We start from the raw sequence: 12,589 nt of genomic DNA, 5'->3' as shown, positions 1-12,589 counted from the left end.
CAAGCGCTGGTCAATTCCCCGTGGTTCGCATGGTGTTGTACCGGACGAGGTTGACATGGGCATGTTAATCCCAGCAGAGTGTCGGCGTCCTGCAGCACGTCCTGCACGATGTTCGGTCCGGCCGGGCTCCGCCCGCTCCTCCTGGCGCGGACGTGTACGAGGCGTGCGCCCGCCCCGCTCTGCGTCGGCGCGGTGCCGGACGTGCCCCTTCTCCGAAAGGGAACGGATCATGTCCCTCGCGTCCCTGCTCCACCGCCTGGCGAGACCCGGCCTGGTGACGGCGGCCCTCGCGGCCGGCGCGCTCGCCCTGACCACGACCTCCGCGACCGCGGCTCCCACCCTGACCCGGATCAGCGCCGACCCCTACACCAACTCCACCAGCCAGCACGCCACCGAGGTCGAACCGGACACCTTCTCCTACGGCTCGACGATCGTCTCCGCCTTCCAGGTCGGCCGGTTCACCGACGGCGGCGGCTCGAACGTCGGCTTCGCGACCTCCAAGGACGGCGGCGCCACCTGGACCAAGGGGTTCCTGCCGGGGATCACCACCCAGGCGGGCGGCACCTTCCAGAGGGTCAGCGACGCGTCGGTGACCTACGACGCGAAGCACAACGTCTGGCTGATCTCCTCCATCCCCATCACCTCGTCCGTCGCCGTGCCCGAGGTGTACACCAGCCGCTCGACCGACGGCGGTCTGACCTGGAGCAACCCCGTCGTCACCGCGACCGGTTCGAGCCTCGACAAGAACTGGATCGTCTGCGACAACACCACCACGAGCGCGTTCTACGGCAACTGCTACACCGAGTACGACAACAACGGCGACAGTGACCGCATCAAGATGACCACCTCTTCGGACGGCGGACTCACCTGGGGCGCCTCGAAGAACACCGGCAACAACGCCACCGGCCTGGGCGGGCAGCCGGTCGTCCAGCCGAACGGTACCGTCGTGGTCCCGATCGCGAACGCCTCGGAGACCGCGATCCGCGCCTTCACCTCCACCAACGGCGGCAGCTCCTGGACGAGCGCCACCACCGTCGCCACCGTCAGCTCCTTCACCGTGGGCGGCAACCTGCGCAGCGGCCCGCTGCCCTCCGCCGAGATCGACTCCGCCGGGAAGGTGTACGTCGTCTGGCAGGACTGCCGGTTCCGCGCGAGCGGGGGCTCCTGCACCTCCAACGACATCGTCATGGCGACGACCACCAACGGCACCACCTGGTCGTCGGTGACCCGCATCCCGATCGACGCGACGACGAGCACCGTCGACCACTTCATCCCCGGCCTCGCGGTCGACCCGTCCACCTCGGGCGGCACAGCGCACCTGGCGCTGACGTACTACTACCACCCGGTCGCCAACTGCACCGCCGCGACCTGCCAGTTGGACGTCGGGTACGTCTCCTCGACCGACGGCGGCAGCACCTGGACGACGCCGACCCAGCTGGCCGGTCCGATGCCCCACTCCTGGCTGGCGAGCACCACGCAGGGGACCATGGTCGGCGACTACATCTCGACGTCGTTCTCCGGCGGCACGGCGCACCCCGTGTTCGCCGTGGCCTCCGCCCCCAGCGGGTCGTCCTTCAACGAGGCGATGTACACACCGGCGGCGGGCCTCACCGCGACCGCCGGCACCACCGCCGTCACGACGGCCACAGCCCGCGACAACGCCTTCTCGGCCCGTCTCGCCGCGATCGCCTACCTGCAGTGGCTGGCCAACGGCGGCACCGAGGGCGGCGAGGACAGCCCCTGACCGCAGTGGGCCCCGGACACTCGTGTCCGGGGCCCGGGTCCCTTGTTCCCCCGGCGCGTCGTCGGGACCGGCGACCGCGCGGGCCCGCGGTCAGGTGCCGTAGAGCGCGGCCCAGGTGTGAACGCCGACCTTCCCGTCGACGGTCAGGTGGTGATCCGACTGGAAGCTCCGCACCGCCTGCAGGGTGTGGTCGCCGAAATTCCCGTCGATGTCGCTCACGGTCAGGTAGCGGCAGTGGGGCAGCAGACGCTGCGCCTGCTGGACCCGTGGGCCCGTGTCGCCGTAGACCTCAGCGCGTCGCCGCTGTAGTACGTGCACGCGTAGGCCGGTGCGAGGGGGGGCCGCCGCACCCCCTTCGCCGAAACCCCGGCCCCCGACCCTGAAGAGCCCCCGAGACGACCGGCACCACGGCGACCGCAGCCCACAGGAACGGTAGGAACCCAGGACAGCCGTCTGTCCCGGGGTTCGCTCGGTCCGCGTTGCCTCAGCGGTCGGTGACTTCAGGCACGTTCTCGCCCGTCGGTCCGCTCAGCGTCCTTGCCGGTCACGGTCTGCCAAGTGCGGTAGCACTGCGAGCGGATCTCGGCGCCGCGCCTTTGACCATGGGGATCTGCTTGTCTCTCCGCGCCGAAAGAGAGGGATGCCCTCCGTATCGCTCATGTCCGAGCCGTACCGGGACCGACGTGGGCATCGAAGATCCCCCTCCGTGCTTATGGTGAAGCCCGAGGTGCTGTCGCAGCGAAAGAGACGCCAGGGTGACGAAGACAGGTGAACGTGCGGCGCAAGTCCGAGAGGTACGCCGACGGCTCGTGGAGGACGGTCCGCCGCGCACGCGCGATCCGGAGGCGGACTTCGAGACCGTCACGGTGCCCGAGCGCCACTGCGACCAGTTGCGCGACCTCCTGATCGCCGAGAAAGCCGCGACGGTCGTCGAGGTCGGTCTCGCCTACGCCAGTTCCGCGCTGGCGATCGGCGAGGCGCTGGTCACCATCGATCGTCCCGACCCCCGGCACATCATCATCGATCCGTTCCAGGAGCGCGAGTTCTCGAACGTCGGCTGGGACCTGCTGTGCTCGGCGGGGCTCGAGACGATCGCCACGCTCGTAGCCGCGCCTTCCTCTCTCGTGCTTCCCCAACTGCTGATCGGGGGCTTCGTCGCGGACGCCGCCTTCGTGGACGGCAGCCACCGGTTCCATGAAGTCTTCGTCGACCTGTACTTCCTGCGCAAGATCGTCCGGCCCGGTGGGCTGATCGTCATCGACGACGACTGGTGGCCGTCGGTGCACACCGCCGTGCAGTACTACGAAAAGAACCTGGGATGGGCGGTGATCCCCGACGCATTCCCCGGCGATGCGGTCGGCGTCGGGCCGCAGGGCAAGAACGGCGCCCGATGCAAGGCCTACCGCTTGCCCGATGCTCCGTTTGAGCCCTCCTTCGAGGAGTTCCGCGCGTTCTGAGCGGAGGACGACGAGGACGGCGACGAGATCCGGGGTGGACTCCGCCCGGGGATCGCCACTTAAAGAAGGCTGGTTATTCAATTGGCCAGCCGGATGGGCTTTTTTCCCGCGCTCTTGATTGTCCGGCGTCGGCAGAGGAGGGGATGGCCAGTTCTGCACGCTGATGGCATGTGGCGCACATCACTCCATTCGGACGGTCGACGGGTGCAGTACGCAGTTGAGCTGCAAGGGTCGCTGCAAAGGCCCGATGAGAGCGGACGGTTGACGCGTCGCCGCAAGGGCGCTCAATGGCCTGTCGTCGCGATCAGGCCACTCTCCGGGAATCGGGCTTGACGTGCCCGAGGAAGGGAAATCGGGACCGTTGGCCTGTGCGTGAGGTTGTTTGACAGAAGGCAAGGTGACCGTTCAAATGACATCAACGGGCTAGCCTGTCGTGCCGGTTCATTGAACGCCTGGAGGGGGCCCGTGGCGGCTCATCCGTTTTTCTGCCCGGATGGGAAAGTCGCCTCATTCTCAGCCCTCGGCAACCGGCGAGCCGTCAGGAGTGAACGGTGATGGAGACGACGCGCCGGCAGCACGTCCCGCGCCCATGAGCGACGTCACCGGCTCCGCACCGCGCACGGGCGGCCCGGCCACACTGCCCCTCTACCTCACCGCCGCCGCCCTGGCCCGCACGGCCGACGAGGGAGCCCGCGTCGCGCTCGTCATGCTGGCCGTGCAGCGTGCCGACAGCCCGGCACTGGGCGGCGCGCTCGTGGCCGCCCTGATGGTCCCGCACGTCGCGGCGGCGCCGGTGGCCGGAGCCCTGGCCGACTCGGTGAGACGGCGCCGCCTCCTGCACGGCGGCGGAGTCGCCCTGTACGGCGTCGCCCTCGCCGTGCTCGCCGCCCTGGTGGGCAGGGCCGGCGACCTCGTGGTCCTCGTCCTGGCCGCCGCCGCGGGATGCGTCGCCCCCCTCCTCACCGGTGGACTGACCAGTCTGCTCGGGGAACTGCTGCCCAAGGACCGGCTCACCCGGGCGTTCAGCGTCGATGCGGTCTCCTACAACATGGCCGGCATCTGCGGGCCCGCTGCCGCCGCCGCCCTGGGCACGGCGACGGGTGCCGGCCCCGCCCTGACCGTGCTGGGCGCCGGAGCTACCGCGGGCGGCCTGCTGCTGTTCGCGCTGCGGCTGCCCCCCAGGTCCGGTACGCGGCCGCGCCGGGCCCGGCCCACCGACCTGCTGAGCGGGGCGGCCGTACTCGTCCGGGACCGCCCGCTCCGGTCGGTCACCTGGGCCAGCAGCGTGGGCCAGCTGGGCGTCGGGGCGCTGCCCGTCGTGAGCGTGCTGCTCGCCCGCCGGTACGACGCTCCGTGGGCGACGGGCGGCCTCATGACCGCGTTCGCCGTGGGCGCCCTGGCCGGCTCACTGAGCTACGCGTACCGCCCCGTGGGCGAGGAACGGCCGGAACGGGTGGTCCTGTGGGGCCTTTCGGGTACGGCTGTCCCACTCGCGGCCGTGCCCTGGTCGGGCCATGTCCTGGTGGTCACGGCCTTGTTCGCCGCCGCCGGCTTCTGTACCGGCCCTCTGTTCAGTGCGCTGCTGGCCAGCCGCGAACGGTACGCGCCTGCGGCCGTCCGCACCCAGGTCTTCACCCTCGGCGCCGGGCTCAAGAGCACGTTCGCCGCCGCCGGGGCGGCCACGGCCGGCGCGCTCAGCGGCCTGGGCGCTGTTCCGCTGGTCCTGGGCACCGCCGCCTGCCAGGTCGCCGCCGCGGCAGTGGGCCGTCTCCTGCTGACGGGCTGCCGTACCCGGTGGGATGGCCCGGCACCGGCCAGGGCCCGGAACGCTCCCTCCGGCCCCGCCGGCACTCCACCGGACGCCGTCCCGTCGGACGTCCCCTCGGACTCCTCGGGGAAGGGCCACTCGTGAAGATCCTCCTCGAACCCCTCGGCGGCGCCCTCTTGTCCACGTGGCGAGCGGCACCCCAGGACCGGGCACACAGGCCGCACCGGACCAGACACGAAACCGAGTGCGCACCCGGCTCCGGAACCCTCCCGGAGCCGAAGACGCCCCGAGGAGCCGCATGCCCGTCCACGGTGACGTCGGCACAGCCGCCACGGCGAGAGCCGCCCTCTTGGACCTCGACGGCACACTGATCGACTCCGAACCCAGGAGCCGGGCACTGTGGCGACGGCTCTTCGCCGGCCACGGCGTCGAGTGCGGGGAGGACATGCTCGACGGCTTCAGCGGGCGGCGCAGCAGGGAGGTGATCGAGGAACACCTCGCACGGTTCGGCAGGCATGCCACGGCGGACCGGGTGCGAGCGGAACTCACCGCGCTGAACGGCGAGCCCGGCCTGCCTCCCGTCGGGCGTCCCCGGCGCCGTCCGGCTTCCTGGCAGCACGGTCCCAGCCGGACTGGTTCGACCGGAGTCGGTGCGGGTCTCCGTCCGGCTGGGTGCCGTCTGCCGCTGTCCTGGTCGTCAGCGCCAGCCGAGTTCGGGTGCCACGTGGGTCAGGATGCCGTCGAGGATGTGCGCGTTGTAGTCGACGCCGAGCTGGTTGGGCACCGTGAGCAGCACGGTGTCGGCGGCGGCGATGGCCTCGTCCTCGGCGAGCAGCTTGACGAGTGCGTCGGGTTCGGCGGCGTAGGAGCGGCCGAAGACGCTCCGTGTGTGGGCGTCGATGTAGCCGATCTGGTCCGTGGAGTCGCGGTCGCGGCCGAAGTACGCGCGGTCCCGGTCGTCGACGAGCGGGAAGATGCTGCGGCTGACCGACACCCTGGGTGTGCGGCTGTGGCCCGCGGCTCGCCAGGCGTCGTGGTACGCCTCGATCTGCTTGCGTTGCTGGACATGGAGCGGCTCACCGCTCTCGTCGTCCTTGAGAGTCGAGCTCTGCATGTTCATCCCGAGCCCGGCGGCCCAGACCGCGGTCGCGTTCGAGCCGGAACCCCACCAGATGCGCTCTCGCAGGCCCTCGGAGTGCGGTTCGATGCGAAGCAGCCCCGGTGGGTTGGCGAACATCGGCCGGGGGTCGGGCTCGGCGAATCCCTCGCCCTTCAGCACCTGGAGCAGTTCCTCGGTGTGGGCGCGCGCCAGGTCGGCGTCGGTTCCGCCCTCCGGCGGCCGGTGACCGAAGTGCCGCCAGCCGTCGATCACCTGCTCCGGTGAGCCCCGGCTGAGGCCGAGCTGGAGCCGGCCGCCCGAGATCAGGTCGGCCGCGCCCGCGTCCTCCGCCATGTACATCGGGTTCTCGTAGCGCATGTCGATCACCCCCGTACCGATCTCGATCCGGCTGGTGCGCGCGCCGATGGCGGCGAGGAGCGGGAACGGTGAGGCGTGCTGCCGTGCGAAGTGGTGGACCCGGAAGTAGGCGCCGTCCACGCCCAGCTCCTCCGCGGCGACGGCGAGGTCGATCGCTTGCAGCAGCGAGTCCGATGCCGTGCGTGTCGCGGAGTGCGGCGATGGCGCCCAGTGTCCGAAGGACAGGAACCCGATCTTTTTCATACCGCTTTCAACAATGGGCGAACGTGTTCATTCCGCCGCCGGGCGGCGACCCACCCTTGCATACCCCGCCCCGGTATGGTGGGGTGGGCGGTCCAGGCGGCACGCCGAACGATGGGGCGAAGAGGGACGGAACGTGGGCAGTGGACATGCGGGCAGGCGGGGCGTCGCCCGGCTGTCGGCGCTGTGCGCGGTGCTGTTCGGCCTGTTCCTCATGCATGGCGCCCCGGCCGCGGCCGCAGAGGGTTGCCACGGCGCCATGTCCACGAGGGCGGCCTCGCCGATGACCGGCGCTCACGACCCCGCCGCACTCCTCGCGACTCGTACGCCCGCCGCGCACGGCACCGGCCCCGCTGTCCGGGCCGCCGACGCCTCCGGGATGTCGGGGACGCAGTGCGTGTCGACCGCGGCGCACGAGCGGACCCCCCTGCCGGCTCCCGGCCTGCTCGGCGTGGCAGGCGCCGCAGTGCTCGCCGCGTGGTCGCCGGCCCGCCTGCGGGCGGCAGTCGGCGGGACGGGGCGGCGCGGGCCGCCGGGCGGCGGGCGAGATCTTCTGCTTCAGGTGTGCATCGCGCGGACGTGACAGACACGCACCGGATCCCGGCCCTGGGCCGGAGCCGGCACCGCGTCCTGTTCGTCTCCGCGCGCCACCGGTGTGGCGCGCCACCCGGAAAGACTCACCTCGATGGCCACCTCCTCCCGTCTCACCGTCCGCCGCCGCACCCTCGGGGCCGGCGCCGCAGCCGCTCTCGCGCTGACGCTTGCCGCCTGCGGCTCCTCCGGCGACTCCTCGTCCATGCCCGGCACGGGCCACGGCGGCAAGTCCTCCGCCTCCTCCTCGGCCGGCGCGCCGCAAGCGATGGGCGACATGCCCGGCATGGACCACATGGCCTCCGGCAACGGCCTGTCCGACACTCAGGACGGCTACCGCCTCACCTCCGAGGAGGCGACCCTGCCGTCCGGCAAGCGGACCCCTTACCGGTTCACGGTCACGGGCCCGGACGGCAAGGCGGTCACCGGCTTCGCCCTCGACCAGACCAAGCGGATGCACTTCTACGCCATCCGCTCCGACCTGACCGGCTTCCAGCACATCCACCCCGCCATGGCCGCCGACGGCACCTGGACCGCTGATCTGGCCTCCCTCACCCCGGGATCCTGGCGCCTGTTCGCCTCCTTCACGCCCGGGGGCGGGCCCGGCAAGGGCAAGGACTTCGTGCTCTCGCGCACCGTCACCGTGCCCGGAACCGCGACCGACACCCCGCTGCCCGCCCCCTCCACCAGCACCCAGGTCGACGGGTACACCGTCACCGTCAAGGGCGAACTCATGGCTGAGACGGCGCACCCGTTGACCGTCTCCCTCGCCAGGGACGGCAAGCCCGTCACCGACCTCCAGCCCTACCTGGACACCTACGCCCACCTGACCGCCTTCCACGAAGGCGACGCCGCCTTCGCCCACCTCCACCCCACCACCAAGGTGACCGGCGACCACGGTGGCCCGGACCTCGCCTTCCACGCCGAGCTGCCCACCTCCGGCAACTGGCGGCTGTTCCTGCAGTTCCGGACCGGCGGGACACTCCACACCGCCGCCCTGACCCTGCGCGTGGGCTGACCGCGAGCGGGGCGCCGCCCTTGCTTGCGGCGGCGCCCCGCACCCGGCCGCCACACCCGCCCCCTCACCCCGCGTCCTTGGGGCGTACGCCGTTTCGTGCGAGGAAGGCTTTTCAGATGCACGCCGTATTGCACGCACTGTCGATCACCGGCTCCATGACCTGGGAGATCACCTGGGCCCTGATCCTGGGCTTCACCCTGTCCGCCGTCGTCCAGGCCGTGGTCCGCAAGTCCACCGTCGTCTCCCTGCTCGGCGACGACCGCCCCCGCACCCTTGCCGTCGCCGCCGGCCTGGGCGCGGCGTCCTCGTCCTGCTCCTACGCCGCGGTGGCGCTGGCCCGCTCGCTGTTCCGCAAGGGTGCGAACTTCACCGCCGCGATGGCCTTCGAGATCGCCTCCACCAACCTCGTCGTCGAACTCGGCGTCATCCTCGCGCTGCTGATGGGCTGGCAGTTCACCGCCGCCGAATTCGTCGGCGGCCCCATCATGATCATCCTGCTGGCGGTCCTGTTCAGGCTGTTCCTGCGCGACAGGCTCCTGCGTCAGGCTCGCGAGCAGGCAGAACAGGGGCTTGCCGGGTCGATGGAGGGCCACGCCGCGATGGACATGTCCGTACAGCGCCAAGGCTCCTTCATCCGCCGGCTCCTCTCCCGCGACGGCTTCACCGCCACCAGCCACGTATTCGTCATGGAATGGGCGGCGATCCTTCGTGACCTGGTCGTCGGGCTGCTCATCGCCGGCGCGATCGCCGCCTGGGTCCCGGACTCGTTCTGGCACACCTTCTTCTTCGAGGGCCACCCGCTCGCCGCCAAGCTGTGGGGGCCCGTCGTCGGCCCGCTGGTGGCGATCGCCTCGTTCGTGTGCTCCATCGGCAACGTGCCGCTGGCGGTGGTGCTGTGGAAGGGGGGCATCAGTTTCGGCGGCGTGGTGGCGTTCATCTTCGCCGACCTGCTGATCCTGCCGATCCTCAACATCTACCGGAAGTACTACGGCGCCAAGACGGCCGCCTTCCTCCTCGGCACCTTCTACCTGGCGATGGTCATCGCCGGATACATCGTGGAGTTCGTCTTCGGCGGGCTCGGCCTCATCCCTGACCAGGCCGACGCGAAGGTCCCCATGGAAGGCCTCAGCTGGAACTACACCACCTGGCTCAACATCGCCTTCCTCCTCCTGGCAGGGGTGCTGCTGGTGCGCTTCTGGCGCACCGGCGGCATGGCCATGCTCCGCATGATGGGCGGCTCACCCGACACCGGCCATGACCACGCCGACCCCATGCACCACGGGCGCCACACGGCGGGAGGACCGCGCAGGTAGGCGGCGTTCAGCGGCCTGGCGGCCGGCGAGGCATGGGCACCCCCCATTTGTCAACGCTTGGATGACGCGTCGATTGTCATCCAAAGGATGACGTGGTACAACGGTTTCCGTGAGGCGCATTGGCAGCAACAGGTCAGAACCCTCTGGAGGTGTTTTCCGATGTTGATGCGCACTGACCCCTTCCGTGAGCTCGACCGGCTGGCGCAGCATCCGGTGGGCACCGGCTCCTGGTCCCGGCTGTCCCCGATGCCGATGGACGCCTACCGCGCGGGCGACACCTATGTGGTGGCCTTCGACATCCCCGGTGTCAGCGCGGACGCGATCGACATCGACGTCGAACGGAACATGCTGACCGTCAAGGCCGAGCGCCGGCCCACGGCGAAGGCCCACGATGTGCAGACGGAACTGTCGGAGCGGCCGCTGGGCGTCTTCTCCCGCCAGCTGGTGCTGGCCGACACGCTGGACACCGAGCACATCCAGGCCGACTACGACGCGGGCGTGCTCACCGTGCGCATTCCGATCGCGGAGCGCGCCAAGCCCCGCAAGGTCACCATCGGTGTCGGATCCGGCCGTAAGGAGATCTCCGGCTGAGCCGGGGCCGCCGAGGCTCGGCGGCGGAGGACGGGCGATCGATCTCCCACCCCGGCCCGTCCTCCGCGATCCGGGTGCCGAAAAGGGAGGTTGCCGACGTGACCGTGCGACGAGAGGCGTTCCTCGACCACGTGAAGGAACGCGGCGAATACCCCACCCTGCAGGAAGCCGAGCGTGCGACTCGCGTGGTGCTCGCCCTGTTGGGAGCGCATGTGCTCGGCGAGGTGAGAGCCCAGCTGGCGGCGCGTCTGCCGGAAGGCTTCGCCCTGATCCTGCTGAACCCGTTGCAGAGCGCCGAGCCGCTGTCCCCGGAGCGGTTCGTGCGGGCAACCGCGGCCTGGATCGAGGGCGCCACCGAACAGACCGCGGCCTGGGACGTCAGCGCCGTCCTGTCCACAGTCGCCGACGCCGTCGGCGAGGGCCTGCTCCAACAGATCCTGCTCCAGCTCCCCTCCGGCTACGACCTGCTCTTCGGCCGCCCTCAGCCCACCTGACCACCCACCCCGGCGACCGCGCACCGGCACCGGAGCGATCCTGGACGCCTGCGCCGGGGCCGGTCACTTGACGACCGGCCCCGGCGGCCACTCACCGTGTCACAGGGTCACGGCAGGGGCGGGTAGGCGTTCCGCATGAGCTGCTGGAACTGGGCGGAGAACCAGTGCCCTGCCAGCGGTGCGTTCGGCATGGCCCCGCTTGGGTTGTTGCCGTTGCGGGCGTTGCCGCCGTAGGTGGGGTCGCACATGCGGTCGAAGCCCTTGCCCTCGTCGTTGGGGACGGCGCTGCTGGAGCCGTCGGACTCGCCCGGCGGCTTGACCCACACGTAGGCGTCGATGCCGGCGGCCGGGGCGGCGGTGGGCCGCTCGCCGAGTCCGGCGCCGGTCTGGTTGCACCAGTTGCCGACGTGCACGCGCCGGTCCACGCGGCCGCCGTTGACGTAGTCGTCGACGGAGGTGAGCGGCCCGGGACCGGTGGGCCGGGCGGCGCCGCCCCAGCCGTCGCGGGAGGTGTCGATGAGCATGCCGAGGCCCGAGTTGAAACCGGCGGCGACCAACTTGTCGCGCAGCCCCTGGGCGAACGACTGCTCGTCCACGTACTGGTTCCAGTCGACCCACTTCGACTGGCGCACGGTCTGGCCGTTCACCGTGTCGGTGACCTTGAAGTTCGGCTCCTTCACAGGGCCGTAGTTGGCGGTGTTGACGATGAAGCCGGCCACGTCGTTCACGCTCGCGCCGTTGGCCGTGGCGACCTTGGCGAACTCCTGCACGACCGGGCCGAGGTTGCTGTCCCAGCCGAGCCAGCCGTGGTGGCCGGCGTCGATGTAGTTGTAGACGTTGGGGATGGCGCCGAGCTTGCCCAGGGCGTAGGAGACGCCCTTCTCGTAGTTGCCGTTGCTCTTCATGGTCACGCAGGCGTCGGTCGTGGTGGGCGTGCCGCCGGAGTTGGTCACCAGGTTGGGCAGCGAGTCGGGTTCGATGACCGTCGCGATCCGCAGGCCCGCGTACTTCGGGTCGGAGAGGATGGACGCGATGGGGTCGATGTACTGGCTCTTGTACTTGTCGAGGTCGTTCGGGCCGAGTTCGCCGTTGGAGGCGAGTGCGGCGCAGTCACGGCCCGGCAGGTCGTAGATGACCAGCTGGACGACGAGGTCACCGGAGCCCTTCTGCTTCAGCGCCTCGTCCAGGTGGTCGCGCAGGCCCATGCCGCCGTTCACGCCGTTGATCGCGGCGATCCGGTCGAGCCAGACGGCGGTGGGCTGGTCGGCGATCCGGCTGCCCCCCGGTTCCGCCGCCGCCTTGGCCGACCACTCGGGGTTCACGTACACCTTGGCCCCGGCATAGGGGTTGTCGGCCCGGCCGTCCGTGCCACCACCGCCGCCTCCGCCGCCCGTGCCACCACCGGTACCGCCGCCCGTGCCACCACCGGTACCGCCGTCGTCGACGTTGCAGGTGACACCGTCAAGGGTGAAGCCGGTCGGCACCGCGTTGGTGCCGCTGTAGGAGCCGTTGAAGCCGAAGCTGACCGAACCGCCGGTCGCCAGGGAGCCGTTGTAACTCTCGTTGCCGGCCGTCACGGCGGCACCGCTCTGCGAGACCTTCGCGTTCCAGCCGTTCGTGACCTGCTGGTTGCCGGCGAACGACCACTGCAGCGACCAGCTCGACTTCGCAGGGCCGTTGTTGGTGATGGTGACGGCAGTCGTGAAGCCGGTGTCCCACTGGTTCTGCACCTTGTAGTCCACGGTGCAGGGCACCGAGGAGGCGGTGGCACCGGCCGGTGATGCGAGGAGTGCCGTGCCCGAGGTTCCGGCGACCAGCGCCAGGGCTGCCACAAGCGACATTCTGGTACGACTCATGAGTGCGGGTTCCTTCTCCTTCGGAGGTGATCACGAGGTG

The 12,589-nt window shown here is 70.5% G+C and carries 11 protein-coding genes; 8 read left to right on the top strand and 3 right to left on the bottom strand.

Features of this window, described 5'->3' with window-relative positions; genetic code table 11:
* The first annotated feature begins 229 nt into the window (after positions 1 to 229).
* Positions 230 to 1,744: a sialidase family protein gene (locus AB0958_RS15960; protein WP_366891026.1), complete on the top strand. Its 1,515-nt coding sequence runs from the start codon at positions 230 to 232 to the stop codon at positions 1,742 to 1,744.
* A gap of 90 nt (positions 1,745 to 1,834) precedes the next feature.
* On the opposite strand, the gene AB0958_RS15955 is transcribed toward AB0958_RS15960, so the two are convergent.
* Positions 1,835 to 2,062, bottom strand: a complete 228-nt coding sequence (locus AB0958_RS15955; RefSeq protein ID WP_366891025.1) for a peptidoglycan-binding domain-containing protein — start codon at positions 2,060 to 2,062, stop codon at positions 1,835 to 1,837.
* A gap of 437 nt (positions 2,063 to 2,499) precedes the next feature.
* Between AB0958_RS15955 and AB0958_RS15950 the strand changes: the two genes are divergently transcribed.
* Positions 2,500 to 3,201, top strand: coding sequence for a class I SAM-dependent methyltransferase (locus tag AB0958_RS15950; RefSeq protein ID WP_366891024.1), 702 nt, complete (start codon positions 2,500 to 2,502; stop codon positions 3,199 to 3,201).
* Positions 3,202 to 3,790: 589 nt separating this feature from the next.
* Positions 3,791 to 5,113, top strand: coding sequence for an MFS transporter (locus AB0958_RS15945; RefSeq protein ID WP_366891023.1), 1,323 nt, complete (start codon positions 3,791 to 3,793; stop codon positions 5,111 to 5,113).
* A gap of 553 nt (positions 5,114 to 5,666) precedes the next feature.
* On the opposite strand, the gene AB0958_RS15940 is transcribed toward AB0958_RS15945, so the two are convergent.
* Positions 5,667 to 6,689 carry an LLM class flavin-dependent oxidoreductase gene (locus AB0958_RS15940; protein ID WP_366891022.1) on the bottom strand — a complete coding sequence of 341 codons (1,023 nt, stop codon included), beginning with the start codon at positions 6,687 to 6,689 and terminating at the stop codon, positions 5,667 to 5,669.
* 133 nt (positions 6,690 to 6,822) lie between these two features.
* Between AB0958_RS15940 and AB0958_RS15935 the strand changes: the two genes are divergently transcribed.
* The 5 genes from AB0958_RS15935 to AB0958_RS15915 all read left to right on the top strand — a co-directional run bounded on the left by AB0958_RS15935 (position 6,823) and on the right by AB0958_RS15915 (position 10,693).
* On the top strand, positions 6,823 to 7,269 hold the full coding sequence (locus AB0958_RS15935) for a hypothetical protein (RefSeq protein ID WP_366891021.1): 447 nt from the start codon (positions 6,823 to 6,825) through the stop codon (positions 7,267 to 7,269).
* 102 nt (positions 7,270 to 7,371) lie between these two features.
* Positions 7,372 to 8,295, top strand: coding sequence for a hypothetical protein (locus AB0958_RS15930; RefSeq protein ID WP_366891020.1), 924 nt, complete (start codon positions 7,372 to 7,374; stop codon positions 8,293 to 8,295).
* 116 nt (positions 8,296 to 8,411) lie between these two features.
* Positions 8,412 to 9,608 (top strand): permease, encoded by a 1,197-nt coding sequence (locus tag AB0958_RS15925; protein ID WP_366891019.1) that lies wholly within the window; start codon positions 8,412 to 8,414, stop codon positions 9,606 to 9,608.
* Between the two features lie 159 nt (positions 9,609 to 9,767).
* Complete coding sequence (locus AB0958_RS15920) at positions 9,768 to 10,199, top strand: Hsp20/alpha crystallin family protein (RefSeq protein WP_366891018.1); 432 nt, start codon at positions 9,768 to 9,770, stop codon at positions 10,197 to 10,199.
* 98 nt (positions 10,200 to 10,297) lie between these two features.
* Positions 10,298 to 10,693 carry a DUF2267 domain-containing protein gene (locus AB0958_RS15915; protein WP_366891017.1) on the top strand — a complete coding sequence of 132 codons (396 nt, stop codon included), beginning with the start codon at positions 10,298 to 10,300 and terminating at the stop codon, positions 10,691 to 10,693.
* Between the two features lie 107 nt (positions 10,694 to 10,800).
* Here the strand turns inward: AB0958_RS15915 and AB0958_RS15910 are convergent, their stop codons facing one another.
* A complete protein-coding gene (locus tag AB0958_RS15910) occupies positions 10,801 to 12,549 on the bottom strand; it encodes a glycoside hydrolase family 6 protein (protein WP_366891016.1) in 1,749 nt (582 codons plus the stop codon).
* Between the last annotated feature and the right edge of the window lie 40 nt (positions 12,550 to 12,589).

Source organism: Streptomyces sp. NPDC006655 (genome assembly GCF_040703965.1).
Lineage (GTDB): Bacteria > Actinomycetota > Actinomycetes > Streptomycetales > Streptomycetaceae > Streptomyces.
The sequence above is the reverse complement of the archived record's forward strand: the minus strand, read 5'-3'. Positions and strand labels throughout refer to the sequence as shown.

Bases quoted from the DNA above. Each gene is read 5' to 3' on its own strand.
- AB0958_RS15925 (WP_366891019.1), top strand. From the start codon at position 8,412: ATGCACGCCGTATTGCACGCACTGTCGATCACCGGCTCCATGACCTGG.
- AB0958_RS15960 (WP_366891026.1), top strand. From the start codon at position 230: ATGTCCCTCGCGTCCCTGCTCCACCGCCTGGCGAGACCCGGCCTGGTG.
- AB0958_RS15940 (WP_366891022.1), bottom strand. From the start codon at position 6,689: ATGAAAAAGATCGGGTTCCTGTCCTTCGGACACTGGGCGCCATCGCCG.
- AB0958_RS15920 (WP_366891018.1), top strand. From the start codon at position 9,768: ATGTTGATGCGCACTGACCCCTTCCGTGAGCTCGACCGGCTGGCGCAG.
- AB0958_RS15930 (WP_366891020.1), top strand. From the start codon at position 7,372: ATGGCCACCTCCTCCCGTCTCACCGTCCGCCGCCGCACCCTCGGGGCC.
- AB0958_RS15910 (WP_366891016.1), bottom strand. From the start codon at position 12,549: ATGAGTCGTACCAGAATGTCGCTTGTGGCAGCCCTGGCGCTGGTCGCC.
- AB0958_RS15945 (WP_366891023.1), top strand. From the start codon at position 3,791: ATGAGCGACGTCACCGGCTCCGCACCGCGCACGGGCGGCCCGGCCACA.